The sequence below is a fragment of the Streptomyces sp. NPDC012510 genome (assembly GCF_042955065.1).
Taxonomy (GTDB): Bacteria; Actinomycetota; Actinomycetes; order Streptomycetales; family Streptomycetaceae; genus Streptomyces.
This window is the reverse complement of record NZ_JBIBEN010000001.1, coordinates 595,160-619,985: the sequence shown is the minus strand read 5'-3', so window position 1 is coordinate 619,985 and position 24,826 is coordinate 595,160. Positions and strand designations below refer to the sequence as shown.

Below are 24,826 nucleotides of genomic sequence, written 5' to 3'. Positions count from 1 at the left end.
GTCGTGGCGAGATCGATGGCCCGTGTCCGGGGAGCACAGTGCGACTGAGAGTGGAGTTCACGACCGAGCCCTTCGACCTCGACGAGGCCCCGCCGCACGCGCTCGCCGCCCGCGAGGTCGTCGAGGAGGCCGAGCTGGACGCGGTGGACGTCGGCCCCTTCGGCAACACGGTGGAGGGGGCCGCCGGCACCGTGCTCACCGCCGTGGACACCTTGCTGCGCAGGTCCCTGGAGTCCGGCGCCACCCGGATCTCGCTCCAGGTCAATGTGATCGCGGAGGACGGCGAGTGACCGGCACCGGCGGCGAGCCCTTCGTCGCGGCGGTCAAGCCGCTGGTCGACGCGATGGGCGGCGTCATGCTGCCGCCCGCCGAGGCCGGTCCCGACGACGTCGTCCTCTCCTGGGAGGGGATCGACGTCGTCGCCGTACGTCTGCCCCAGCTCGCCGAGTCGCTGGACCACATCCTGGCCGCGATGGAGCGCCAGAAGGGCAAGCCGCTGGCCGACCTCGACCGCAAGGCCAAGCAGGAAGTCGTACGGGCGCTGGAGGCGCGTGGCGCCTTCTCGGTGCGCCACGGTGTGGAGACCGTCGCGAGCGCCCTCGGAGTCAGCCGCTTCACTGTTTACAACTACCTCAACCGCGAGAAAGAGGCCTGAGGGCGGCTGCCCGCGCCCCTCCCGCTCGCGCCCCTCCCGCCGGGTCCCTCTCCCGGATTTTTCAACAAACTGTTGACGTGATGTCGTCGCAGGGCGTTAGCTTGCGGTAGCCAGTCCAGCACCACGGCCACGGAGGAGGCTCCCGTGACTTCGCGTCCTTCGACACCCGGCCTCGCCCGGTTCAACGCCCTGGAGGAGCACGCGGCCACCGCCGCGCTCCACGAGGTGTGCGCCTCGGCCGCATGGGGGCGCAGACTCCTCGCCGGCCGCCCCTACGCCACCGACGAGGACCTGTTCGCCGCCGGTGACGCCGCCACGGCCGGGCTGACCGACGCGGACCTCGCGGAGGCGATGGCCGGACACCCGCCGATCGGCCGCCCCAGGCCCGGCGACGCGACCTCGGCCCGTGAACAGCGCGGGATGGCCGGCGCCTCCGAGGAACTCAGGGCGGAGATGCTCGAACTGAACCTTGCCTACCAGGAGAAGTTCGGCCATGTCTTCCTGATCTGCGCCACCGGCCTCACCGGCGAGCGGATGCGCGACGCGGTCAAGGAGCGGATCGACAACGCGCCGGAGCGGGAACGCGAGATCGTCCGCACCGAACTGGGCAAGATCAACCGCATCCGCCTGGCCCGGCTCGTCCAAGAGGGAAGCCCGCTCATGAGCACCAGCACGACCGCCTCGGTGTCCACCCACATCCTGGACACCTCCGTCGGCCGCCCCGCCGAGGGTGTCGCCGTCCACCTCGCCGCCCGCTCGGGGCGCTCGGCCGACTGGCGGGCGCTCGGCGGCTCGGCGACCGACACCGACGGGCGCTGCAAGAACCTTCCGGCGCTGCCGGAGGGGACGACCCACGTACGGCTCGACTTCGAGGTCGAGCCCTACCTCGAAAAAGCCGTGAAGAAGCAAGCCGATGCGCAGCAGGACGCCCCCGCGAACCGGGACAGCGGTGCCGTGTTCTTCCCGGAGGTGGTGATCACCTTCGCGGTGAACCCCGGCGAGCACTACCACGTACCGCTGCTGCTCAACCCGTTCGGCTACTCCGTTTACCGAGGGAGCTAGCTGTGCCCATCCTTGGACAGAACCAGTACGGCAAGGCCGAGAACCGGGTCGTACGCATCACACGGGACGGCGCCACCCACCACATCAAGGACCTCAACGTCTCAGTGTCGCTGAGCGGCGACATGGACGAGGTCCACCTCTCCGGCTCGAACGCGCACGTCCTGCCCACGGACACCACCAAGAACACGGTGTACGCCTTCGCCAAGGAGCACGGCATCGAGTCCGCCGAGCGGTTCGGCATCCACCTCGCCCGCCACTTCGTGACCTCCCAGCCGGCCATCCACCGGGCCCGCGTCCGTATCGAGGAGTACGCCTGGGAGCGCATCGAGCACTCCGGCGAGCACGACCACTCCTTCGTCCGCAAGGGTCAGGAGACCCGGCTGGCCCAGATCACGTACGACGGCTCGTCGTGGGAGGTGATCTCCGGCCTCAAGGACCTCACGGTCATGAACTCCACCGACTCGGAGTTCTGGGGTTACGTCAAGGACAGGTACACGACCCTCCCCGAGGCGTACGACCGCATCCTCGCCACCGAGGTCTCCGGCCGCTGGCGCTTCAACTGGACCGACGACGAGCAGGAGACGCCCGACTGGGAGGCGTCCTACGCGCAGGTGAAGCGGCACATGCTCGGCGCGTTCGCGGAGACGTACTCGCTTTCGCTCCAGCAGACCCTCTACGCCATGGGCGCGCGGATCATCGACCACCGCGACGAGATCGACGAGGTCCGCTTCTCCCTGCCGAACAAGCACCACTTCCTGGTGGATCTGACCCCGTTCGACCTCGAGAACGACCATGAGGTGTACGTCGCCGCCGACCGCCCCTACGGCCTGATCGAGGCCACGATCCTGCGGGACGGCGTCGAGGCGAGGATCCCCGTCGACCTCACCAACCTCTGACGCGCCCCCGGAAGACCACGACAGCAAAGGACGAACGATGGCTCAGCGCATCGTCATCGAGAACGCGGCGATCGCGACCGTGGACGCGAAGGACACCGAGTACACCTCGGGCCACGTGGTCGTGGCGGACGACATCGTCGAGTCGGTCGGCGAGGGCAGGGCCCCCGAGGACCTGACGGACGTCGTACGCCGGATCGACGCGACCGGCCACCTGGTCACCCCCGGACTGGTCAACACCCACCACCACTTCTACCAGTGGATCACCCGGGGCCTCGCCACCGACCACAACCTCTTCGACTGGCTCGTGGCGCTCTACCCGACCTGGGCGCGCATCGACGAGCGCATGACGTACGTGGCGGCCCAGGGCTCGCTGGCCATGATGGCCCGTGGCGGTGTGACGACCGCGATGGACCACCACTACGTCTTCCCCGAGGGCTCCGGCGATCTGTCGGGCTCCATCATCCGGGCGGCGCGCGAGACGGGCGTGCGCTTCACGCTCGCCCGTGGCTCCATGGACCGCGGCGAGAAGGACGGCGGTCTGCCACCGGACTTCGCCGTCGAGACCCTCGAAGGCGCCCTCGCCGCCACCGAGGCGACCGTCGCCGAGCACCACGACGCCTCCTTCGGGGCGATGACGCAGGTGGCCGTGGCCCCCTGCTCCCCGTTCTCCGTCTCCACCGAACTCATGCGGGAAGGCGCTGAGTTGGCGCGCCGGCTCGGTGTGCGGCTGCACACCCACGGCTCGGAGACGGTCGAGGAGGAGAAGTTCTGCCATGAGCTGTTCGGCATGGGCCCGACCGACTACTTCGAGTCGACGGGCTGGCTCGGCGAGGACGTGTGGATGGCCCACTGCGTCCATATGAACGACTCCGACATCGAGGCCTTCGCCCGTACGAGGACGGGCGTCGCCCACTGCCCCTCCTCCAACGCCCGGCTGGCGGCGGGTATCGCCCGGGTCCCGGACATGCTGGCGGCCGGCGTCCCGGTCGGCCTCGGTGTCGACGGCACCGCGTCGAACGAGTCCGGCGAGCTCCACACCGAACTGCGCAACGCGCTCCTCGTCAACCGTCTCGGCCCCCACCGCGAGGCCGCCCTCGACGCCCGCCGGGCACTCCGCCTCGGCACCTTCGGCGGCGCCCAGGTCCTGGGCCGGGCGAGCGAGACCGGCTCACTGGAACCGGGCAAGCTCGCCGACCTGGTCCTCTGGAAACTCGACACCCTCGCCCACGCCTCCATCGCCGACCCGGTGGCCGCCCTGGTCCTCGGCGCGGCAGCTCCGGTGACGGCGTCCTTCGTGGGCGGCCGGCAGATCGTGGAGAACGGCCGGCTGCTGCATGTCGACGAGGACGCGATCGCACGCTCGACGAGGGACGAGGCCCGGCGGCTGGCACGGATCGCCGCCGGGAGCTGATCCGCGCGACTCTCCGATCGCGCAGGGCACTCTCAGGAGAGCGCTGCGAGCCGGTCCCGGACCTGCGCGGCGATCGTGTACGTGTCCCCGGTCGGCTCGGTCGCGAGCTGCCCGGGGGCACGCGTCCAGCGGTCCTCCAGGGCGAACCAGTCGATCGCCTTCGGCGCCCGGCCCTCCCTCAGCGCGGTCCTCAGCTCCTCGAAGTACGTCGACCAGCGCAGCCGGTACAGCCCGCCGACCAGACCCGCCCACTCCCGGTTGGCGTAGTCCCGCAGCCCCGCGTCCGCGCCCTCGCGCGTCCCCCAGACGGTGAGCAGCGACAGATTGTCGTACGCGAGCTGGTCCCGCTCGGCGGCGTCCGCGCCCCACGAGCGGGCGTCCGCGACCCAACGGCCCAGCAGATGACGGGAGTCGGTGGCCACCAGTTTGTCCAGCAGGTCCATGAGCGACAGCCAGACGCCGGTCGCCGTGTCGAAACGGGCGGTGTCACCGGCGTCGTAGGCCGCCTTGATCCCTGGCAGCATGATCCGGCTGCGGTTGGAGAGGGCCTGACGGGCCACATCGAGAAGGTCGCGACGGTAGGCCGACGACACGCGCAACTCGGCCCGCACGGAAAGCAGTTCACCGAGAGCCGGTTCGAAGTCGGCCGCCGGGTAACGGAGCTGCTTCGGCGACCAGCGGCCCGCACGTACGGCGTTCAGCGCGGGCCGGGCGCCGAAGAGGCCGTCGGCACCCTCGCTCCACTGGTCGGCGCGGGTGGTGCCGTACGCGGTGCGGCGCAGGATGTCCCAGGCGGCCTCGGCGTGCGGATCACGGGCGCCGTACCGGGCGTGCGCCCACTCGGCGAACCATGACTTGAGGTCCAACGCGCCCTCACGCCAGGCCAGTTCGGAGAACAGGGCGAACGCGGCCGGATTGTTGTCCGCAGCCTCCGGCATGAGGGCGATCCCGCGCAGTCCGCTGCCGGCCTTCGTGCGCCACTTCTCGTACAGCTCGGCCCAGTCGGGGGTGTTCGCGCCGAGCACGGTGTGGCCGCCGAAGTTCCAGATCGAGCCGAAGGCGTACGGTGTGTCGCCCCAGTCGGCCTCGCGGTCGGTGACCGTGGTGAAGCGGTCGGAGAGGCCGTCGACGACGAGCATGTGCTGCTTGTCGACGGCGTCCACGATCGCGCGCGGAGGGTTGTGCTGCCAGCCGAGGATCACCCAGGTGGCCTCCGGGTGGGCCCGCCGCAGCGCCCGCTCCACCCCCTTCGCCGCGTCGGCCACCGGCACGTCGCCCGGGTCGCCGCCCTCATGGAGCAGGTCCATCTTGTACAGCGTCGAGGCGCCGCCGAACATCTCGTCCTGCACCCGGTAGAAGGCCGCCGCCACCCGCGCGAACTCGTCCGTGCGCGGATCCAGCCAGTCGGGGCGCGCGAAGCCCATCCACTTACCCTGCGGAACGGTCCGCGCCCCCGGGACACGCACCGCGAAACCGGCCGGTACCGTCCCGAAGTAGCCGGGGAACACCGGCGTCATCCCCAGCTCACGGGCGCGGTCGGCGATCCGGCGGCCGAGGACGGCCCGGGCGTCCAGGAGCTGACGGGAGACGGGTGAGGGGAAGGCGGACAGGTTCTGCAGCAGCCACCACGGCTGGTGGGCCGGACCCGGGATCCACTTCCGCAGCTCCTCCTCCCCGTACCCGAACTCCTGGAACACCCGGTGGTACAGCGCGTCGGCCCCCACGTAGACGAGGACCTCGTTGTAGCCGTGCAGCGCCAGCACGTCCAGCTCGCGCTCCCAGTACCGCCAGTCCAGGTACGCACCCGTGTAGCCGTCGTTGGTGTCGTTGAGGGCGAAGCGGTGGGGGACGTTCGCCCGGCGGGTGACCGTGCCGTCGAGGCCCGGCAACTCGCCCGGCAGGAGGTTCGTCTGCTCGCCCGCCCAGTTGATCTCGGCGTAGGCGATGTGCCGCAAGTACCAGTTGAGACCGGTGAGTTGGGTGCCCGGGGTGTCGCCGGTGACGGTGATGTGCCCGGTGCTCCCCGAGACACGGAAGGTGTCCCGTTCCATGCCTTCCGTGAACGTGATCTGCCGCCAGTGGTCCGGCAGCAACCGCCGGGCCGCCACCGAGGCCGTGCGCAGCGCCTTGTCGGTGCGGGGCGCGTCGTCCGAGGGGGTCGCGCGGGCCGAGCTGCAGGCGGTGGCGGAACCGGCCGCGGTACCTGCGAAGAATGCGGTGAGGAGGGCACGGCGGGCGAGCGGCATGGTGTCTCCGAAGTGGGGTGGGGGGTACGCCGTGGGAGGAATACCCGCCGAAACCTCACTTGTGCGCGGACACAGGGCCACACGGGGGAGAACCCGGCATGAACGGCTCCTTCCGCCGCGTCAGCCTACCCGCGACCGGGTGGGATCCCGCCTCGGCCGCGAACGGCGTAGATCTCAAAAGGGCGCCTATGCCCGCCTCGGTGAGGCCAGCAGATACCGCTCCCGCGTACGGGGATCCGTGTGCTCGCCGACCTGCCAGCCGGCCTGCTCCAGCGTCACCGCACAGGCCCGCAGGGCTTCGGCATCCGACTCCCGCACGGCGACGGCCTCGGGCTGCGGGGTGGCCCGTACGCGATAACCGCCGCCGTTTGTCGGCGCCCCCGCCCCCGCCCCCGCCCCCGCACTCGCTGCCGCTGCCGCTGCCGTGGCCGCGGTCGCCGGTCGATGGCCCGCCGCCTCCAGAGCCAGTGCGGCGGCCTGCACCAGATGGGTCCGCTCCCAGGTGCACGGGCGGTCCGTGGCGCCGCCCGGATCGGTCATCCGGCGCAGCTCCAGGAGCCCCTGCCAGGCACTGCGCACCTCACGTATCCGAGCGGGCCCGGCCTCGGCGGCTTCCTCACCGCCGACCCGCGCGGCGAAGACACCGGTCTCGGCGGGGGCGGCGGGTACCGGAGAGGCTGCCTCCGCGACCTCGACCGTCTCCACGACCTCGGCTGTCTCCCGTACGCGATGGCCGACCGGTGTCAGGAAGTGGTCGTGCGGCGGCCGGGGATGCCGGAAGGCCAGCCCACGCTTGACCAGCGCCGCGAGCTGCGCCTGCGTACCCGTCAGCCGGCCGGTCACGGGCTCGGCGGCTTCGATGGTCCGCCGCTGGGCAGCGGTCGGCGGTCGTGTCACGGCACCCTCCCTCACCCGAGCAGGCCATGGACCCACCCGCTCCCGGCACTCCCCCAGAGGGTACTGACAACGGACTTCGATCCCTCCGAAGACTACGAGGAGGGTCTGACATTCCACCCGGCGACGACCGGACGCCCATGCTCCGTGCCGAGCCGGCAGACCGTGCCCGTGGCCAGTTGGAACAGCGCTCCACCCGAGGCGGGCAGCCCGAGATAGCGGGCGGTGAGGACGCGCAGGAAGTGCCCGTGGGCGACCAGCAGCACGGGTCCCTCGGTGCCCTCCATCGCCGTGCGCGTCTTCGTCAGCATCCGGTCGGCGCGCGCCCCCACCTCCTCCGGGGTCTCCCCGGGATGTTCCGGAGGCCCGGGAGCGACCCCGTCCGTGAACAGGAACCAGTCCGGCCGGGTGCGATGGATCTCGGCGGTCGTGATTCCCTCGTACCCGCCGTAGTCCCACTCGACCAGGTCCGCGTCGACGCGCGTCCCGGTGAGCCCGGCCAGATCGGCCGTCTCCTGGGCGCGCTTCAGCGGGCTGACGAACACGGCGCCGACGCGGAGCGGTTCGAGCAGCGGCGCGAGGCCACGCGCCTGCTCGCGGCCCCTGTCCGTCAGCGGGAGGTCGGTCCAGCTGGTGTGCTGCCCGGACGCCGACCACTCGGTCTCACCGTGCCGCACGAGAAGGAGATCACCCATGACTCACAGGGTACGAGCCCACCGCTCCAACTCCCTGAACTCCTCCTCCCGCAGACCCCTGCGCGGATCGATTCGCATGAGTAGCGCCGCCGAGTCGTGGTGCTCGGCCACGTGCCGTACGTCGAGGTCGGTGATCATGTCGTCGACCCAGACGAACGGCCGTCCCGCCGCCCACTCCAGGACCCGCCGGGTCTTCCAGTACAGCCCGTCCGGATCCCTGGCGAAGAGGTTGTCGAACTCGATGACCGGCAGCTCGCGCGGCAGCCCGATCACCGGCCCGATCATCTCGTTGGCGTCGTGCATCCACGTGGTCGCCCACGCCAACTCGTAGGGCAGCGCGAGGAGTCGCTCCCCGTGTGCCGGGTTCAGCCGGATCCGCAGGCCCCGCCGCAGCCGCCGGGACCCCGGTTTCTGCCGGGCCGACCAGTTCGCGGGGTGCACCCTGTGCGTCACATAACCGCGCGGACGCCACAACCGGGCACCGAACGGGTTGAGGGGGCCGTCGACGTCGAGGAGGAGCAGTGGGCGGTCAGTCATGGAGAAGGGCTACCCATGTCCGGGGAGCGCCGACGCGTGGACTCCCGTGCCCGTCGACGTGTGAGATCGCGTGCCCGCGCGCCGACGTGTGGAATCGCGTACGCGCCGATGGCCGGACCGCCGTCGGCTACTGCCGGTACCCGCTCAGGAACCGTCCGATCCGGCTGATCGCCGCGTCCAGGTCGTCCGCGTGGGGGAGGGTGAGGATGCGGAAGTGGTCGGGGGTGGGCCAGTTGAAGCCGGTGCCCTGGACGACCTGGATCTTCTCCCTCAGGAGCAGGTCGAGGACGAACTTCTCGTCGTCGTGGATCTTGTGGACCTTGGGGTCGAGCCGGGGGAAGGCGTAGAGGGCGCCCTTGGGCTTCACACAGGAGACGCCGGGGATCTCGTTGAGCTTCTCCCAGGCCACGTTCCGCTGCTCGTGGAGGCGGCCGCCCGGGATGGTGAGGTCGGTGATGGACTGGCGACCGCCGAGCGCGGCCTGGATGGCGTACTGGGCGGGCGCGTTGGCGCACAGCCGCATGGAGGCGAGCATCGTCAGGCCCTCCAGGTAGTTGCGGGCGTGCTGCCTGGGGCCGGTGACGACGAGCCACCCGGAGCGGAAGCCGGCCACCCGGTAGGTCTTGGACAGGCCGCAGAAGGTCAGGACCACCAGGTCGGGGGCGAGCGCGGCGGCCGAGTGGTGGACGGCGTCGTCGTACAGGATCTGGTCGTAGATCTCGTCCGCGAAGACCATCAGGCCATGGCGGCGGGCGAGGTCGAGGATGCCCTCGATGATCTCCTTGGGGTAGACCGCGCCGGTGGGGTTGTTCGGGTTGATGATCAGGACGGCTCTGGTGCGGTCGGTGATCTTCGACGCCATGTCGTCGAGGTCCGGGTACCAGTCCGCCTGCTCGTCGCAGAGGTAGTGGACCGCCTTGCCGCCGGCGAGGGTGGTCACCGCCGTCCACAGGGGGAAGTCGGGGGCGGGGATGAGGATCTCGTCGCCGTCCTCGATCAGTGCCTGTACGGCCATGGAGACCAACTCGGAGACGCCGTTGCCGAGGAAGACGTCGTCGACGTCGACGTCGAGGCCGCGGTCCTGGTAGCGCTGGGCGACCGCGCGGCGGGCCGAGAGGACGCCGCGAGAGTCCGTGTAGCCGTGGGCCTTCGGCAGCATCCGGATCATGTCCTGGATGATCTCCTCCGGCGCCTCGAAGCCGAAGAGCGCGGGGTTGCCGGTGTTGAGGCGCAGGACGCTGTGGCCCGCCTCCTCCAGTGCGTTGGCGTGCTCTATCACGGGGCCGCGGATCTCGTAACAGACCTCGCTGAGCTTGCTCGACTGCCGGAACTCCATGCGCTCTCGCCCTCCGGTTCGTTGTGTTGCTTGGTTTTACCAAGTAGACGCTTGGAAAGTCCAACGACATGTCTAGACTGCGTTCCATGTCACCTCGCCGAAGCTACGACCAGTACTGCTCCGCCGCCCGGGCGCTCGACCTCGTCGGTGACCGCTGGACCCTGCTGATCGTGCGTGAACTGCTGGCCGGGCCGCGCCGTTACACGGACCTGCACGCGGACCTGCCGGGCGTCAGCACGGACGTGCTCGCGTCACGGCTGAGGGACATGGAGCGGGACGGTCTGTCGACGCGGCGCCGACTGCCGCCGCCGGGGGCGGCCTACGTGTACGAACTGACTGCGCGGGGGCGGGAGTTGCTGCCGGTGCTGCAGGCGTTGGGGGCGTGGGGGGAGGGGGTGCTCGGGGAGCGGCGGCCGACGGACGCGGTACGGGCGCACTGGTTCGCGTTGCCGTTGTTGCGGGGGCTGGAGGGCTTTGGCGCCGGGCTTGTAGAAGTGCGGTTGGAGGAGGGGGAATTCCATGTGTGGGTGGGTGCCGAGGAGGGGGCGGCGCTGTACGGGGACGGTCCCGCGCCGGGGGAGCCGGACGCGCGGCTGTCGTTCGACGGTGCGGATACGTGGGGGGCGTTGGGGCGGGGGGAGTTGAGTTTGGCCGAGGCCGTGCGGGCCGGGCGGGTCGAGGTGGTGGGGGAGGGGGGCCTGGCGAAGGAGTTGCGGGAGGTGTGAGGGCGGGAGGGGCGGGAGGGGGTGGGGTCTGCGGTCGGTTCTCGGGCCGCGGGTGCGCTGTGGTTGCTCGCGCAGTTCCCCGCGCCCCCTGAAAGCAGGGGCTACGCCCCATGCTTTACGCCCCGGCAGCACCTGGCCTCTGCCGGCCTGGCTGCATCTTGGCTCCTCGGGCCCGGCAGCATCTGGCTCCTCGGCCCGCAGTTCCATGGCGTCAGGCTCGCAGTGCCGTTGCCCCTTCAGACCGCTGCGTCGCCTTGGCTCCTCGGGCCCGCAGTGCCATGGGTCTCCAGGCCCGCAGGGACTGGTCTTTCAGGGGCGCAGGGGCTGGTCTTTCAGGGACGCGGGGAACTGCGCGACCAGCTCTCACCGACCCGCGGATGAAGGGCGGAGGGGCGGGCCCCAGTGCAACGGCCCGTCGAACCGGCGGTTCGACGGGCCGTTGGCTGGAGTTCAGGCGCCGGGCGGCGGCACCCTCGTCGGTCTGCCCGCACCCCGGGTCAGTGAGTAGCCGCCGATGCCCGCCAGCGCGGCGAGCGCCGCCCCCAGGGCCGTCCACACCCAGCGGTCGCTCCACCAGCCCGAGGCCCAGCCGTCGTCGGGTTCGAGGGAGGAGAGGACGGCCTCGGTGGAGGAGTCCTCACCGTCCTGCGGGGAGGTGACGGCGATCCCCGGTACCAGGGGCCGGGACAGGGAGCCGTCGACGGCGGCGGAACCGCCGATGTCCTCGGACTCGGCCTCGACCTCGGTGCTGACGGGCAGTCCCAGGTCGGCCGTGGCCAGCCGGGTCGTGGTCAGACGGATGTAGTACGTACCCGGCAGCGGATCGTCGGCCCACTGCTCCGACCAGGCGCGGACCGTGCGCAGGGTGCAGGACAGCTCGACCGAGGCCGCCCCCGCCCCCGCGGTCCGGGTCTGCGCGCCGTACTGGCAGGCCTGACGGCGCCGCAGTCCGTCGTACACGTCGATCTGCCAGGTCGAGGAGGACTCGGCCCCCTCGGGCAGCTTGACGCTCGCCCGTACGGTGGGCCGCTGCCCCGCGTCGGCAGGGAACGACCAGTACAGATAGTCACCGGTCGAGGCGCTCGCCGTGGCGGTCTGCCCCTGCTCGAACTCCGTGGCCGTACGGAAGGAGGTGCCCGCCTCGGTCGGCGCGTCACCGTTCTCCGACGGGCTCGCGGAGGGGGTGGAGTCGGCGGCTGCCGGGGTGACGGCCAGGCCCAACATCAGCAGGGCGGCGCCCCACACTCGTGTGATCCGCATCAGTTGGTCCTCCAGACCGCGACCCGCCAGCGTGACAGCCAGCCCCACAACACACCCGCCAGGAAACCGACGAGCACCAGCGCACCGAGCAGCCACCAGCCACGGCCGAGGCCGAAGGAGGCCACGTCGGTGGCCTGGGCGGGCCCGTCCACGACGTCGACGGTGATCTCCAGCGGCAGTCCGGGCGTGGTCTTCACGCCGCTCGCCGGCGAGTAGGAGTGGGTCACCTGGAGGCACACAATCTCGGCAACGTCCTCGTCCGCCGAGTCCTCCGCGTCCTCGGCCTCCGCCTTCGGGTGGCGCAGACCGGTCGAGATGACGTCGGTACGGCCGTTGCCCGCGGCCTCACCACGGACGATCTCGCGGTTCTTCGTGGTGACCGCGCGCAGCAGCACCCCGTAGTCCGGATTGACGTCACGGTCCGCCGCGACACTCACCGAGGCGCGCAGCTCCTGGCCCGGCTTCACGTCCACGCGGTACCAGCGCTGCTCGCCGAACTCCTCGCGGTCGGTGTACAGACCGGATGTGAGCTTGGGCGCCTGAGCGCACGCCTCGGCGCCCTCGACGGCCTTGGGCACGACCACGGGGTCGGCGGCCCGGTCGACCAACTGGTTGACCCGGTCGGTCAGTTCGTCACGGTGCTCGATCGAGGTGTACGTGCCGCCGGTGGCCTCGGCGATACAGCTCAGCTGCAGGCGCATCTTGGCGTTCGGCACCAGGCCGAGCGTGTCGATGGTCAGGCCGATGCCCTTCGCGGCGATCTCGCGAGCCACCTCGCACGGGTCGAGCGGGGCGCAGGTGTCCTCGCCGTCGCTGATCAGCACGATCCGCTTGGTGCCCTCCCCGCCGTCCAGGTCGTCCGCCGCCTTCAGCAGCGCGGGACCGATCGGGGTCCAGCCGGTCGGCGACAGTGTCGCCACCGCCGTCTTCGCCTCGGTGCGGTCCAGCGGCCCCACCGGGTAGAGCTGCGCGGTGTCCTTGCAGCCCGTCTTCCGGTCGTCGCCCGGGTAGTTGGCGCCCAGGGTGCGGATGCCGAGCTGTACCTCCTCGGGCGTGGCGTCCAGCACCTCGTTGAACGCCTGCTTCGCCGCGGCCATACGGGACTGGCCGTCGATGTCCTTGGCCCGCATCGAACCGCTGACGTCCAGCAGGAGGTTGACCTTGGGCGCGGTGGCCGTGGTCTCGTCGGCGACGGCCGTGGACGGGACGGCGATCCCGGCCGTCAGGGCGGCGAGCAGGGCGAACACCCCTGCTGCCGACCGTTGTCTTGTGATCATCGGCGGATCCTATTGATCCAAGGGGTCGTGCTTCAAAACGAGACCGCCGGTTCACCACGCGGACAACGGGACCACCCCCCCCGCGTACCTGGGTCGCTGCGCGCGTACGTCGGCCGCTCACCGCAGCGGACTCGCCACCTCTGCCCAGATGTCACCCGGCAGCTCCGGGGAAAGACGCATCAGCGTCAACGCCTTCGTCGGTACCGGCCCCTCCAGCAAGGTGCCCAGATCGGGGGTGCGCGGCAGATCCCGTACGGCCGTGGAGAGCGCCTCGCGCAGAACGGGCGTCGAACCGGCCGTCGCGCCGAGCGTGCCCGTGATCAGGGCGCCGAACAGCTTGCGGCGCAGCGTCGTCTCGTCGTCCGTGATGATGCGCCCGCTCATCGCCGGGGCCGGAACGCCGTGGCGGGCCAGGCGCGCCGGGCTGACCCGGATGTCCGCGAGGTCGCGGTAGACGAGGCGGCGGGGGGCACCCGACGGGGACAGGACCACCAGCAGGTTCTGACCGTGCGCCTCCAGGGCCACACCCAGGTCGAGCAGCCGGAGACAGACCGTGAGCGCGAGTCGGGTGAAGTCCGCCAGCCAGGACGCCGACCGGGGCAGCTCCGTCGACGCCAGAGCCGCCACCGGGACGACCCGCTCCCCGGCCGCCGTGTCCGCGTACGTCTCCGGCGACTCCCGCAGCACCGCCGCCAGATCGGGCGAACCGGCCGTGACCGCGCCGAGCGTGCGGGTCACGTGCAGCAGCCCGTCCGTGCGGGCGGCGGCCTCCGCCATGAAGTCCGAGACGATCGCCGACGTCTCGATCGAGTAGACCGAGATGTCCCGCACGGAGGAGGTCAGCCGGGCGCTCAGCGCGGTCTTGACATGCGGCCCGCCGTCCGCGAGGGCCAGGGTGCGCAGGGACATCAGCGGATGAGCCTCGATCACGTCCCCCAAGGGGCACTTGAGCACATGGGCCGCCTGCCACGGATGCACCGGAACCAGCACCCGCTCACCGTCCCGCCACCTCTCCGGCCACTCGCCGACGACCAGCGCCTCCCGCACCGGTGCCAGCCCCAGTTGTACGACCCGCCGGTGCTCGGGACCGTAGGCGAGTTGATCGGCCGCAGAGAAGCCCGGCCGCGAACGGCAGTTGGGGTGGAAGGGATGCCCGTCGACGATCAGCTGCTCCCATTCCCAGCTGCTGACCGGTGACCCCGCGAATGGGGGCCGCCCGGCGCGGGACAGCGCCAACGACGCGACACTGTGGTCCAGTTCGGCCGCGAAGGCCGCGCTGTGCGGAACGGCCAGGGCGCTCATCAGCCGCGCCGGACGGTCGTAGGACCGCTCGTCGAACCACACCTCCTCGACATGCGCGGCGGTGCCGTACGGGTCCACGGCCGGACCGTGCAGTCGGCGGCCGTCGGCGAGGTGCAGCGTGACCTCGGCGCCCGAAGAGGTCTTCCGGCGCGCCACCCAGGGCAGCGGCTCATGGACGAGGCCCCGCCACAGCCGGGACAGCACGGCCGTCCGGGCCCCGGGCAACGCGGTCGTGTACGGCAGCGTCAGATCGGGGCGCAGGGCGCCCAGCTCGGCGCCGAGCGCCGCCTCGGCGTCGGACATCGGGTGACGGTCCACGGACGGGCTCCTCGGGTACGGGACTGCGCCGGATGGTGCGGGACGGTTGGGGTCAACGGGTCGGTCGTGCGGGACGGAGCGGCCGGGGGTCGGGTCCGGAGACCGCGTCGGCACCGGCGTCGGGGGTACGGAGACCGCGTCGGCACCGGCGTCGGGGGTACGGAGACCGCGTCGGCGCCGGCGTACGACCACTGCCCGCCCCCTTCCGCCGCGACGCATGACGGTGGAGCGACGGACGCCACAGGGCAACGTCGCGGCGCACGCCTGCCTTCCCGCCGGCGGCGCACGGCGGATTCCTGCCGGAACGGCACACGACCGCTTCGCTGCGCGGCGTGACGGGCAGACATACTGATCACGAGTGCACCGTATGGAACGAATGGACCCCGTGGACGCCACCCCACCCCGTGACAGCGTCGGCCTCGCCGCCGACGCCCACTCCGTCGCACCGCTGCTCAACTGCCTTCTGCGCGAGGTGGCGGAGCCGGTCGGGCCGGGTACGTCCGGAGTGCACCGGCTCAGGGCCAGCGGTCGTCTCCTGCGCGTACGCGGTACCCGCCGCCCCACGGACCCCGAAGTGCGCACGGCGGGTACCTGGCACCCGCTCACCCATACCGAACTCGTCAAACTCGCCGCCGAGGAACTCCGCGCCTTCACCGGACTGTCCAACTCCGAACTGCCCGCCGAGATGCTCGACAGCCGGGAGGCCGTGGCCGCCTTTCTCGCCGCGCGGGCCGACGCGCCGGTGCCCCGGGACCCGTACCGACGCTCGGAGCAGTCCCTGATCACCGGGCACCCCCACCACCCCGCTCCCAAGGCGCGCGGCGGCGGCCCGGCCGCGGGCTGGCTGCCGTACGCGCCCGAGGCGTACGCCCGGTTCCCGCTGGCACTCCTCGGCGTCCGTGAGGACACGGTGGTCGAGGAGGGCGACACCACCGCCCTGGACACCCTGGCCGCGGCACCGCCCGGCTACCGGCTCCTCCCCGCCCACCCGTGGCAACTCGACCTCCTGGGTGGTGAGTTGTCGGCTGCCTTCGCCGACGGACGGCTCCTGCGGCTGGGCCGGACGGCCGGGGAGGCGTGGCCGACGGCGGCGATCCGCACGGTGCACGTGCCGGAGGTCCTGTCCGGCAGTGCGCTCGCTCGTGACCTCTTCCTCAAGTTCAGCCTGGACGTGCGCATCACCAATGACGTCCGTCGACTGTGGCGGCACGACCTGCTCGGTCTGCGCCGCACCGACCGGGCGGTCACGGAGGCCTTCGCCGGGCTGCCGGGCGCCTGGCTGAGCGATCGCGGCTACCGCACCGCCGACTTCGCCTTCGAGGAGCTGGCGGTCGTGGTGCGGGACGGCCTGGGCGGCCACCTGGCCCCCGGTACGACTCCCTTGCTCTCTGCCGCGCTGACCGAGGACACCGCCGCGTTCCCGGACAACCCGCTGGCCCGCACGACCGACCCCGAGGCCTGGTGGGAGGGGTACCTGCGTGCGGTGGTGCCGCCGGCGCTCGGCGCCTTCCACGATCACGGTGTCGTCCTGGAGGCCCATCTGCAGAACACCCTCATCGCCTGTGACGCCTCCGGCCTGCCCGTCCAGGCCGTCTACCGGGACGCCGAGGGCGTGAAACTCCTGCCGGACGTGAGCCGCGAGGCGGGGTGGGAACGGCTGGTCTACTGCCTGCTCGTCAACAACCTCCTGGAGATCGCGGCGGCCGTCGCCGAACACCACCCGGGCGTGGACCTATGGGCGGCCGTACGCCGCGAGCTGGCGCGCCACGACGACGTGCCCGAGGCCGCCGCCCTGCTCGGCTCACTCACCCTCCCCGGCAAGACGAACCTGCTGCTCCGCTGGACGGGCGCGGACGGCGCGGACGCGCGGTACCTGCCGCTGCCGAACCCCCTGACCGCCGGTTGACGCGGACCGGCGGTGGCGACAGGTGATCGGGCCGCAGTCGTGGCCGCCCGGCTCCCCCTCCTCCGCGCCGTCACCGTCCTCCGTTCCGGCCCCGCCGTCACCGTCCTCCGTTCCGGCCCCGCTGTCACCGGCCGCCGTTCCGGCCCCGCCGTCGCCGTGCGCCGTCGCGTCGAGGGCGGGGCGGCGGCAGTGCTTCAGCCGCCGCCAGGACCTCCTGCGCGGTGATCCGCAGCAGCGCCGGGTCCGGCTGTCGGCCATGGGGGTCGCCGTCCGGTGCCGGGTGCCACAGGGCGCGGTGGCGCGGGCTTCGCGGGGGACCCCAGCGGCTCGGCGGGACCGGACCGAAGAGGGTGACCGAGGGAGTGGCGTGGGCGACAGCCAGGTGTGCGATGCCGGTGTCGCCGCTGATCACGGCACGGGCCTCGGCGACGAGGGCGGACAGCGGCCCGAAAGGCAGGCCGCCCGTGTACAGGTCGCTCTCCGGTAGCTCCGCACGCTCGGCGAGGGAGGCCACCAGGTCGTCCTCCCCCGCTCCTCCGGTGACCACCACCCGGTGGCCGTGTGCCCGCAGGGCTGTCGCCACGGCCCCGAAGCGGTCCACCGGCCAGCGGCGCGCAGGGGCCGCGGCTCCCGGGTGCAGTACTACGGCGCCGGGAGCCGGGGACGGTACGGACGGACGGGGCAGCAGCAGGTCGGCAGGGTCCGCGGGGATGCCGTAGTGGATCAGCAGCCGGCACCAGCGGTCCCGTTCGTGTTCCTCGGCGCGCCACTCGGGGCCCTCGATCTCCGGTGTCCCCGGGTGGGCGAAGGCGAGCAGCCGCCGGGGGCGCAAGGCGTGCAGCAGCAGGTGACTGGGCGGGCCGTTGCCGTGCAGGTCCACGGCGATGTCCGGTGGCGGACCGTCCCAGCCCAGGGTGCGCGGTACGGCACGGCCCGGGGCCGAGGCGGGCAGCAGCCGGTCCACGACTTCCGTCGCCGAGGCGGCCGGGGCCAGTTCGGCGGGAGCCGCCAGCACCAGCTCGTGGTGCGGGTGGGCACGGCGCAGCGCGCGCAGCGCGGGTACGCCGGCCAGCAGGTCCCCGAGCCCCAGCGCCCGCAGCACCAGCAGCCGGGGCGGCCCGTCCGACCCCCTCACGTGGTGCCTCCCGCACCCGCCGTCGGCCGAGCCGCCGACGCCATCGGACCACGCACGTCGAGGTCGTCGGCACCTGCCGGCACGAGCGCGGCGGCCGCGCCCCGCGCACCCCGCAGCAGAGCCATGAGCGGAGCCACGGCGTCGGCGCCTCCCGCATGGATCCCGGGCCCGACCAGACGCACATCGCCACCACCGCCGGAATCGGTGCGACACCCCCTCACCGCGCCCTCCGCCCCATGCCGGGGTCGGTTCCACCGGGCCACTGTGGCCGGCGGGCCGCTGTCCGGGACTGTTCCTGGTGGCCCGGCGGCTCGGGTGCCGCTCCCCGTCGCACGGCTGTGGCCGGGCGGTCGCCGTCCGCGCCGCCCCGGTGGCCGGTACGGGCGACGTCCGGCCGCTCCCGCAGCAGCGCCCGCACCGCGCTGAGGAGGTCCGCGGCGACATGGGCGGCGGCGGCCCGTTCCTGCGGGCGTGTGGCGGCGTTCGGTACGAGGATGCCGTGGGCGCCGGCGCGGTGGGCGGCCTCGACGTCGGCGCCGATGTCCCCGATGACGACGAGGTCGGCCGGGCGGGTGCGCAGCCGTCCGGCCGCCCACAGCACGAGGCCGGGGGCGGGCTTGCGGCAGTGGCAGGCGTCGTCGGGGCCGTGCGGGCAGACGGCCCACACGTCGAAGGCGCCCAGGAGCTGGTCGACGCGCTCGTTGACGCGGCGCACCTCCGCTTCGGTGATCAGGCCGCGGGCCACCCCCGACTGGTTGGTGACGACCCCGGTGCGGATGCCCCTCGCGCGCAACAGGCCGAGCGCTTCGCGGGCGCCCTCGACCGGGCGGACCAGCCCCGGGTCGCCGTTGTAGGGGACGTCGTGGACGAGGGTGCCGTCGCGGTCGAACAGCACGGCGTCGAGGCGTGTACCGGGGATACGCATGAGGGCCGCTCCATGCTGTCGGCGGACGGGACCACGGTCTCCTGGCTGCCACCCTCAGCCGTCTCACCCTCCGAGGGCAGCGAAGACAGCTCGAACACCCATCGTATCGTTTTGTGGCACTTTGTGAGGATCGAGGGCGGTCCCGGCGCCCTCCGTTACCGGACTTCCGTTACCGGGCCGCCCCCGCGTCACGCGGCCGTGCCCAGCGCCACCCTGCCCACGTCGCCCTCCTTCGTCGGCAGGGTCAACGGCGTCGGCGTCCGGCGGGTCCGCAGGACGAAGCCCGCCCCGATCGCACCGGCAATGATCAGTCCGCCTGCCAGCAGGGCGCCCCGTACCCCGACGACCTCCATGAGGAGACCGAGCGCCGGCGGCCCGCCGAGGCCCCAGAGCGTGCCGATGCCGCTCCACACACCGAGTACGCGTCCGCGCAGATGAGCGGGCGGATCGGTCTGCAGCACGGCGGTCCCGGCCGTGTCGGAGACGGACTCCACCACGGCCATCGGCAGGACCAGGACCAGCAGCACCGCCAGCGAGGGGGACAGGCCCGCCGCCACTTGCAGCAAGGCGCCCGCGGCCGCCAGCGTGCCCACCAGCCGGACGGAGGGCCGACGCAGCCGGGCGCCGAGGACCGCGCCCAGGATGCCGCCGACGGCGAGGACGGTGGAGACCGTGCCGAAGGAGCCCGCGCCGCCCGCGAGCGGCCCGGTGACGAGTACGGCCAGGGTGAGGCCGTAGTTGCGGCCGAAGACCGAGCTGATCCCGGTGACGGCGGCGAGCGCGACCAGGCGGGGGCGGCGCGCGAAGAACAGCAGGCCTTGGCGCACGGTCATGTCCGGTGCCGACTCGTCGCCCTCGCGCCGTGGGGCGGCACGGACCTGAGCGGCATGGCGTACCGCGCCGGGTGCCGGGCGCAGGAACGGCACGACCGAGGCGACGAAGACGAACGAGAGACCGTTGGCGGCGTAGGCGGCGGCCGTGCCGAGGAAGCCGACCGTCACACCGGCCAGACCGGTGCCCACGAGCCGGCCCGCGTTGTGCACCAGCGCGCCGACCCCGATGGCGGACGGGACGTCCTCCACCGGCACGAGGTCGTTGCCCAGGAGGGCGCAGGCCGGCCCGTCGACGGTGGCGATCATGCCCGTCACGGCGGCCAGCACCATGAGGGAGGTCATGTCGAGCCGGTCCAGCGCCACCAGTGCGGCCGTGGTGAAGGCGACCGCGCCGAGCAGCGCCTGGCTGACGGCGGCCGTCAGTTTCAGGGGCCAACGGTCCACGAGCGTGCCGCCCAGCAGACTCATGAACAGGGCGGGGGCGGCCTGGACGGACATCGACAGACCCGTGGCGGCGGCGGAGCCGGTGATCTCGAGGACCAGCAGGTTCTGCACGGTGAGCTGCATCCACGTGCCGGCGTTCGACAGGAAGTTGGCGACGGACCACCAGCGCATGCCGCGGTACCTCAGGGACCGCCACGGCGAGCGGGACGCACGCGTGGACGGCACCGACGCGGCTTTCTGCGCGGGGGAGGGCAGGGAGGGAAGGGAAGACACAGTGCGGTACCCGACAACCAGGTTGAGTCGGAAGGGCCCGGGGAACGGATCGTCGGCTGCGTTGCGCGGCGGTTCCACCGAGTCGGTCACGGCGCGGACCATCGTGGCAGAGAGACCGGGAAGGCGACGGCACATGCCCTCGGCATGCCACCGTCTCGACGGCCAACTTCCCCGGGCCCTCCCGTCCTTGCCGGATCGCGTGTGGTTGCTCACACCGCAGACCGCCGCACCGCCGCGGGCGGCGGGTTCACCCGAGAGTCGCGAACGACTACGAACCGGGGCATAGTGGACGAGGAACTCGGGATCAACATCTGAAGGCAACTGACGCCACTGGCAAGGCGCGACCGACCAGCACGACCGACCAGCACCACTGGCAAGGCGCGACCGACCAGCACGACCGACCAGCACCACTGGCAAGGCACGACCGACCAGCACGACCGACCAGCACCACTGGCAAGGCACGGCTGGCAGGGACCCCCGACAGCCTCGTCGCCGAAGTACGGGCGACCCGCCGCGGCGATGCCCGCCGCCTGGCGCGATCCGGGAACCGGTCCCTCACCTTCGCCACCCCCTCCTGTAACGGCGCCGGCAGGAACCCGTGCGCCCCGCGTGCTCCGGTGCTTCGTGCGCGGACGAAGGGAGTCCCATGATCGATCTGTCGACATGCGCATGGCGACACGCCCTGGTGACGGGCGGTGCCGGCTTCCTCGGCAGTCATCTGTGCGAGCGGCTGCTGGATGCGAAGGTCGAAGTCGACTGCGCCGACAACCTCTCCTCCGGTTCACACGGCAACATCGCCCACCTCGAAGGGCGCCGGGGGTTCCGGTTCGTCGAGTGCGACGTCTGCGCACCCGACGCCGCGCGGCGGCTGCCGGGGCCCTACGACCTGATCCTGCACTTCGCGTGCCCCGCCTCGCCCGCCGACTACCTCCGGCTCCCACTGGAGACGCTCGACGTAGGCAGCCTGGGCACCCGCACCATGCTGGCGCTGGCGGAGCGGGACGGAGCGCGCTTCCTGCTCGCCTCGACGTCCGAGGTGTACGGCGATCCGCTGAGCCATCCACAGCGCGAGGACTACTGGGGCAACGTCAACCCGGTGGGGCCGCGCAGCGTGTACGACGAATCCAAGCGGTTCTCCGAGGCGCTGGTCACCGCCCATGTGCGGACGAGGGACGCGGACGCGGGCATCGTCCGCCTGTTCAACACCTACGGGCCGCGTATGCGGGCGTACGACGGCCGTGCCGTCCCCACGTTCGTCCGCCAGGCACTTACCGGTGAACCGTTGACCGTGGCCGGGGACGGCCGGCAGACGCGGTCCCTGTGCTACGTCGACGACACGGTCGACGGTGTCCTGCTCGTCGCGGCGAGTCACTCGGTGCGTCCCGTCAACATCGGCGGCACCGACGAGATCACGGTCGACGAGATCGCCCACCGCGTGGTCGAACTGACCGGATCGTCCTCGGCGATCGTGCACGTCGACCGCCCCATCGACGATCCGCAGCGACGCCGCCCCGACACCGGCCTGGCCCGTGAACTGCTCGGCTGGGCGCCCCGCGTGCCTTGGGAGGAAGGCATCAAGCAGACCATCGCCTACTTCACCGCGACACCTTCGGTGGCCGAGCCCACGCCGGAGGAGTGAACCCCCGTAGCCCTCACTCCCGTACGCCGCACGGAGGCCTCGCATGCGTGTTCTGGGAATCAACGCCCTCTTCCACGACCCCGCCGCCGCCCTGGTCATGGACGGAAGGATCGTGGCGGCGGCGGAGGAGGAGCGCTTCAGCCGGCGCAAGCACGGCAAGCGGCCCCTCCCCTTCTCCGCCTGGGAACTGCCCGAACTCTCCGCCAGGTGGTGCCTGGACGAGGCCGGCCTGACGCCGTCCGACCTGGACGCGGTCGCCTACTCGTACGACCCCGAACTCGCCCTCCCCGCAGAGCGGTTGGGCCTGAACGACCCCTGGGACCACCTGCGCCAGGAATACGCCCGCCGCGCCCCCGAGTTCCTCGCCGAGGCGCTGCCCGGACTCGACCCGGACAAGGTCCGCTTCGTCGCCCACCACGTCGCGCACGCCGCCTCGGCCGGACAGGCGGCCCCGTCTCCGGACAGCGCGGTGCTGGTGCTGGACGGCCGCGGGGAGTGCGCCTCCCACCTCGCCGGCCGCTACGCGAACCGCGAACTCACCGTCCTGGCCTCACAGGCGCTGCCCGACTCCATGGGCCTGTTCTACGAGGACCTCACCCAGCACCTCGGATTCCTGCGCAGCAGCGACGAGTTCAAGGTGATGGCACTGGCGTCCTACGGTGAACCCCGCTTCTTCGACCAGTTGCGCGCGTACGTCCACCCGGACGGCCACGGCGGCTTCCGCGCCCGCCCCGTGCCATGGGGGGCACTGGTCCCCCCGCGCCCCGCAGGGGACCCCTGGACACGGGACCACGCCGACATCGCCGCCAGCGCCCAGGCCTGTCTGGAAGAGGTGCTGCTCGGACTGGCGCGGTGGCTGCACGACCGTACCGGCGAGGACGTGCTGACCCTCGCGGGCGGCGTGGCGCTCAACTGCGTGGCCAACACCCGCCTCCACCGGGAGACGCCCTTCCGCCGGGTGTGGGTGCAGCCCGCCGCCGGAGACGCGGGCACCGCACTCGGCGCGGCCCTCCACGTCGCCCACCAGAAGGAGGCCGTAGAGGCCATCCCGACCGTCGCGCTCGGCCGGGGCTGGAGCGACGCGGAACTCCGCGCCTGGCTGGAACGCGCGGCGGTGCCCTACGAGGAACCCGGCGACATCGCCGAGACCGTCGCCGCCGCACTCGCCGAGGACGGCATCGTGGCCTGGTTCCAGGGACGCAGCGAGTACGGGCCCCGGGCCCTCGGCCATCGCTCGCTGCTCGCCCACCCCGGCCGCGCGCGGAACCTGGAGCGCCTCAACGCCGTGAAGGGACGCGAGGAGTTCCGTCCCGTCGCCCCCATGGTCCTGGCCGAACGGGCCGCGCAACTCTTCGACGGGCCGCTGCCCAGCCCCTACATGCTGTTCGTGCACGACGTCGCCGACGAGTGGCGGGACCGCATACCGGCCGTCGTCCACGTGGACGGCACGGCCCGCGTCCAGACCGTGGACCGTCGGGACGAACCGCTGGTCGCCCGCATGATCGACGGATTCGAGCGCCGGACCGGGCTGCCCGTGGTCGTCAACACGAGCCTCAACACCGCCGGGCGGCCCATGGTCGACGATCCGCGGGACGCCCTCGAGTGCTTCGGCTCCGCGCCCGTGGACCTGCTCGCCCTCGGACCGTTCGCGATCCGCAGGAAGAAGGTGTGCGCATGACGGGCGCTCCCACCTACTCCGTCGTCGTCCCGACGATCGGCCGTCCCTGCCTCGCCGAGTGCCTGAACACGCTCGCCGCCGCCCTCGGTCATCCGCCCGAGGAGGTCGTGGTGGTCGACGACCGTCCCGATGCCACCGGCCCCCTGCCGCTGGACGCGGCCGGCGTGCTGAGCGGACGGCTGCGCACCCTGCGCACGGGAGGCCGCGGCCCGGCGGCCGCCCGCAACGCCGGCTGGCGCACGGTCGGTACGCCCTGGACGGTCTTCCTCGACGATGACGTCCAGGTGCAGCCCGACTGGTCCCGCCGTCTCGCGGCCGACCTCGGCGCGGCCGGCCCGGACACGGGCGGCGTCCAGGGGAGACTGTCGGTCCCGCTGCCCGAGGACCGCCGGCCCACCGACTGGGAGCGGGGCACGGCCGGGCTGGAGCGGGCGGCCTGGGCGACGGCGGACATGGCCTACCGGACGGCCGCGCTGAGCGCCGTCGGCGGCTTCGACGAGCGGTTCACCCGCGCGTTCCGGGAAGACGCCGACCTGGCGCTGCGCGTGCTGGAGGCAGGCTGGACGCTACGGCGCGGCCGGCGCGTCACCCGTCACCCCGTGCGGTCCGTCGACCGCTGGGTGTCGATACGGGCGCAGCGCGGCAACGCCGACGACGTACTGATGACCCGGCTGCACGGCCGTGACTGGTGGGCCCGCGCCGAGGCGCCCCGAGGGCGGCTACCCCGGCACGCGGTGGTGACCGCCGCCGCGCTGGTCGTCTGCGTCTGCGCGCCGACCGCCGGCCGGCCGGGAAACCGCCACGCACCGTTCTGCCGACGTGCCGCGTTCTGCCGACGTGCCGCCGCCGTCGCCGGGGCCCTCTGGGCACTGGGCACGGCCGAGTTCGCCCTGGCCCGCATCCGTCCCGGCCCGCGCACCCCGGACGAGATCGTCACCATGGCGGCCACGAGCGTGGTCATCCCACCGCTCGCGGTCCGGCACTGGCTGGCCGGCCTGGTACGCCACCACGGGCGGCGCCCCGCCGGACGTCCCCCGGCGGCGCACCGCATCACCGACGGGCCACGGCGAACCGCCGCCCCACGCAGCGAACCGTCGGGGAGCGCACCGTGAACCGCACCGAACCGTCAGGGAGCGCACCGTGAACCGACACTCCCCACGCCACACGCCCCAGGGCCCTGCGGGCCAGGGCACTCCCCACCGCGCCCCGACCCCGGTCGACGCCGCCCCCACCGACCGGGACGGCACCCTCGTGGAGAGCGCCCCGTGCCCCGGGGGCCGTGTGGTGCCTGGCGTTATCGCCGGTTTCCGTTCTGGCCGGGATGGCACCCTCGTGGAGAGCGCCCCCTGCCCCGGGGGCGGTGTGGCCCCCGGCGTCAT

Annotated in this window: 22 protein-coding genes; 10 read left to right on the top strand and 12 right to left on the bottom strand. The window is 72.4% G+C overall.

What is annotated here, in order from left to right; genetic code table 11:
* Positions 1-38: 38 nt before the first annotated feature.
* The 5 genes from ACFY9I_RS02715 to ACFY9I_RS02695 all read left to right on the top strand — a co-directional run bounded on the left by ACFY9I_RS02715 (position 39) and on the right by ACFY9I_RS02695 (position 4,024).
* Positions 39-290, top strand: a complete 252-nt coding sequence (locus ACFY9I_RS02715; protein WP_390995559.1) for a hypothetical protein — start codon at positions 39-41, stop codon at positions 288-290.
* Entirely contained in the window at positions 287-655 is a 369-nt protein-coding gene (locus ACFY9I_RS02710; RefSeq protein WP_390995557.1) for a helix-turn-helix domain-containing protein, read from the top strand. Before ACFY9I_RS02715 ends, ACFY9I_RS02710 begins: the two co-directional genes overlap by 4 nt.
* Before the next feature lie 144 nt (positions 656-799).
* The gene (gene uraD / locus ACFY9I_RS02705; RefSeq protein WP_390995554.1) at positions 800-1,717 is read left to right on the top strand and encodes a 2-oxo-4-hydroxy-4-carboxy-5-ureidoimidazoline decarboxylase; all 918 of its coding nucleotides are present in this window, start codon (positions 800-802) and stop codon (positions 1,715-1,717) included.
* A 2-nt stretch (positions 1,718-1,719) separates the two neighbouring features.
* Positions 1,720-2,613 (top strand): factor-independent urate hydroxylase, encoded by an 894-nt coding sequence (gene pucL, locus ACFY9I_RS02700; RefSeq protein WP_390995551.1) that lies wholly within the window; start codon positions 1,720-1,722, stop codon positions 2,611-2,613.
* Positions 2,614-2,650: 37 nt separating this feature from the next.
* Entirely contained in the window at positions 2,651-4,024 is a 1,374-nt protein-coding gene (locus ACFY9I_RS02695; RefSeq protein ID WP_390995548.1) for an 8-oxoguanine deaminase, read from the top strand.
* Positions 4,025-4,056: 32 nt separating this feature from the next.
* Here the strand turns inward: ACFY9I_RS02695 and ACFY9I_RS02690 are convergent, their stop codons facing one another.
* The 5 genes from ACFY9I_RS02690 to ACFY9I_RS02670 form a co-directional block, all read right to left on the bottom strand.
* A complete protein-coding gene (locus tag ACFY9I_RS02690; protein WP_390995545.1) occupies positions 4,057-6,270 on the bottom strand; it encodes an alpha-N-acetylglucosaminidase TIM-barrel domain-containing protein in 2,214 nt (737 codons plus the stop codon).
* A 186-nt stretch (positions 6,271-6,456) separates the two neighbouring features.
* Positions 6,457-7,167, bottom strand: coding sequence for a hypothetical protein (locus tag ACFY9I_RS02685; protein ID WP_390995542.1), 711 nt, complete (start codon positions 7,165-7,167; stop codon positions 6,457-6,459).
* A gap of 92 nt (positions 7,168-7,259) precedes the next feature.
* A complete protein-coding gene (locus ACFY9I_RS02680) occupies positions 7,260-7,859 on the bottom strand; it encodes a histidine phosphatase family protein (protein WP_390995540.1) in 600 nt (199 codons plus the stop codon).
* Between the two features lie 3 nt (positions 7,860-7,862).
* Positions 7,863-8,396, bottom strand: coding sequence for a hypothetical protein (locus ACFY9I_RS02675; RefSeq protein ID WP_390995537.1), 534 nt, complete (start codon positions 8,394-8,396; stop codon positions 7,863-7,865).
* Between the two features lie 127 nt (positions 8,397-8,523).
* Positions 8,524-9,732 (bottom strand): aminotransferase class I/II-fold pyridoxal phosphate-dependent enzyme, encoded by a 1,209-nt coding sequence (locus ACFY9I_RS02670; protein ID WP_390995534.1) that lies wholly within the window; start codon positions 9,730-9,732, stop codon positions 8,524-8,526.
* 86 nt (positions 9,733-9,818) lie between these two features.
* On the opposite strand from ACFY9I_RS02670, the gene ACFY9I_RS02665 reads away from it, so the two are divergent.
* Positions 9,819-10,457, top strand: a complete 639-nt coding sequence (locus ACFY9I_RS02665) for a winged helix-turn-helix transcriptional regulator (RefSeq protein WP_390995531.1) — start codon at positions 9,819-9,821, stop codon at positions 10,455-10,457.
* Positions 10,458-10,907: 450 nt separating this feature from the next.
* Here the strand turns inward: ACFY9I_RS02665 and ACFY9I_RS02660 are convergent, their stop codons facing one another.
* The 3 genes from ACFY9I_RS02660 to ACFY9I_RS02650 all read right to left on the bottom strand — a co-directional run bounded on the left by ACFY9I_RS02660 (position 10,908) and on the right by ACFY9I_RS02650 (position 14,614).
* On the bottom strand, positions 10,908-11,717 hold the full coding sequence (locus ACFY9I_RS02660) for a hypothetical protein (RefSeq protein WP_390995528.1): 810 nt from the start codon (positions 11,715-11,717) through the stop codon (positions 10,908-10,910).
* Positions 11,717-12,994, bottom strand: coding sequence for a VWA domain-containing protein (locus ACFY9I_RS02655; protein WP_390995525.1), 1,278 nt, complete (start codon positions 12,992-12,994; stop codon positions 11,717-11,719). Before ACFY9I_RS02655 ends, ACFY9I_RS02660 begins: the two co-directional genes overlap by 1 nt.
* Positions 12,995-13,111: 117 nt before the next feature.
* Entirely contained in the window at positions 13,112-14,614 is a 1,503-nt protein-coding gene (locus ACFY9I_RS02650) for an IucA/IucC family protein (RefSeq protein ID WP_390995522.1), read from the bottom strand.
* Between the two features lie 376 nt (positions 14,615-14,990).
* On the opposite strand from ACFY9I_RS02650, the gene ACFY9I_RS02645 reads away from it, so the two are divergent.
* A complete protein-coding gene (locus ACFY9I_RS02645; RefSeq protein ID WP_390995762.1) occupies positions 14,991-16,520 on the top strand; it encodes an IucA/IucC family protein in 1,530 nt (509 codons plus the stop codon).
* 124 nt (positions 16,521-16,644) lie between these two features.
* Here the strand turns inward: ACFY9I_RS02645 and ACFY9I_RS02640 are convergent, their stop codons facing one another.
* The 4 genes from ACFY9I_RS02640 to ACFY9I_RS02625 all read right to left on the bottom strand — a co-directional run bounded on the left by ACFY9I_RS02640 (position 16,645) and on the right by ACFY9I_RS02625 (position 20,112).
* On the bottom strand, positions 16,645-17,655 hold the full coding sequence (locus ACFY9I_RS02640; protein ID WP_390995519.1) for a glycosyltransferase family 9 protein: 1,011 nt from the start codon (positions 17,653-17,655) through the stop codon (positions 16,645-16,647).
* Positions 17,652-17,792 carry a hypothetical protein gene (locus tag ACFY9I_RS02635; protein WP_390995516.1) on the bottom strand — a complete coding sequence of 47 codons (141 nt, stop codon included), beginning with the start codon at positions 17,790-17,792 and terminating at the stop codon, positions 17,652-17,654. The genes ACFY9I_RS02640 and ACFY9I_RS02635 overlap by 4 nt, the downstream gene beginning before the upstream one ends.
* A gap of 80 nt (positions 17,793-17,872) precedes the next feature.
* On the bottom strand, positions 17,873-18,580 hold the full coding sequence (locus tag ACFY9I_RS02630; RefSeq protein ID WP_390995513.1) for an HAD-IIIA family hydrolase: 708 nt from the start codon (positions 18,578-18,580) through the stop codon (positions 17,873-17,875).
* Positions 18,581-18,768: 188 nt separating this feature from the next.
* Positions 18,769-20,112 carry an MFS transporter gene (locus ACFY9I_RS02625; protein ID WP_390995759.1) on the bottom strand — a complete coding sequence of 448 codons (1,344 nt, stop codon included), beginning with the start codon at positions 20,110-20,112 and terminating at the stop codon, positions 18,769-18,771.
* A 664-nt stretch (positions 20,113-20,776) separates the two neighbouring features.
* Between ACFY9I_RS02625 and ACFY9I_RS02620 the strand changes: the two genes are divergently transcribed.
* From ACFY9I_RS02620 to ACFY9I_RS02610, 3 genes are read left to right on the top strand one after another with little or no spacing between them, the layout of a single operon-like run.
* A complete protein-coding gene (locus ACFY9I_RS02620) occupies positions 20,777-21,769 on the top strand; it encodes an NAD-dependent epimerase/dehydratase family protein (protein ID WP_390995510.1) in 993 nt (330 codons plus the stop codon).
* 43 nt (positions 21,770-21,812) lie between these two features.
* Positions 21,813-23,447 (top strand): carbamoyltransferase C-terminal domain-containing protein, encoded by a 1,635-nt coding sequence (locus tag ACFY9I_RS02615; protein WP_390995507.1) that lies wholly within the window; start codon positions 21,813-21,815, stop codon positions 23,445-23,447.
* Positions 23,444-24,559, top strand: coding sequence for a glycosyltransferase (locus ACFY9I_RS02610; protein WP_390995505.1), 1,116 nt, complete (start codon positions 23,444-23,446; stop codon positions 24,557-24,559). The genes ACFY9I_RS02615 and ACFY9I_RS02610 overlap by 4 nt, the downstream gene beginning before the upstream one ends.
* The last annotated feature ends 267 nt before the right edge of the window (positions 24,560-24,826 follow it).

Coding starts and splice junctions, on each gene's coding strand:
- ACFY9I_RS02695 (WP_390995548.1), top strand. CDS start 2,651: ATGGCTCAGCGCATCGTCATCGAGAACGCGGCGATCGCGACCGTGGAC.
- ACFY9I_RS02690 (WP_390995545.1), bottom strand. CDS start 6,270: ATGCCGCTCGCCCGCCGTGCCCTCCTCACCGCATTCTTCGCAGGTACC.
- ACFY9I_RS02680 (WP_390995540.1), bottom strand. CDS start 7,859: ATGGGTGATCTCCTTCTCGTGCGGCACGGTGAGACCGAGTGGTCGGCG.
- ACFY9I_RS02675 (WP_390995537.1), bottom strand. CDS start 8,396: ATGACTGACCGCCCACTGCTCCTCCTCGACGTCGACGGCCCCCTCAAC.
- ACFY9I_RS02670 (WP_390995534.1), bottom strand. CDS start 9,732: ATGGAGTTCCGGCAGTCGAGCAAGCTCAGCGAGGTCTGTTACGAGATC.
- ACFY9I_RS02665 (WP_390995531.1), top strand. CDS start 9,819: ATGTCACCTCGCCGAAGCTACGACCAGTACTGCTCCGCCGCCCGGGCG.
- ACFY9I_RS02660 (WP_390995528.1), bottom strand. CDS start 11,717: ATGCGGATCACACGAGTGTGGGGCGCCGCCCTGCTGATGTTGGGCCTG.
- ACFY9I_RS02655 (WP_390995525.1), bottom strand. CDS start 12,994: ATGATCACAAGACAACGGTCGGCAGCAGGGGTGTTCGCCCTGCTCGCC.
- ACFY9I_RS02645 (WP_390995762.1), top strand. CDS start 14,991: ATGGACCCCGTGGACGCCACCCCACCCCGTGACAGCGTCGGCCTCGCC.
- ACFY9I_RS02630 (WP_390995513.1), bottom strand. CDS start 18,580: ATGCGTATCCCCGGTACACGCCTCGACGCCGTGCTGTTCGACCGCGAC.
- ACFY9I_RS02620 (WP_390995510.1), top strand. CDS start 20,777: ATGATCGATCTGTCGACATGCGCATGGCGACACGCCCTGGTGACGGGC.
- ACFY9I_RS02615 (WP_390995507.1), top strand. CDS start 21,813: ATGCGTGTTCTGGGAATCAACGCCCTCTTCCACGACCCCGCCGCCGCC.
- ACFY9I_RS02610 (WP_390995505.1), top strand. CDS start 23,444: ATGACGGGCGCTCCCACCTACTCCGTCGTCGTCCCGACGATCGGCCGT.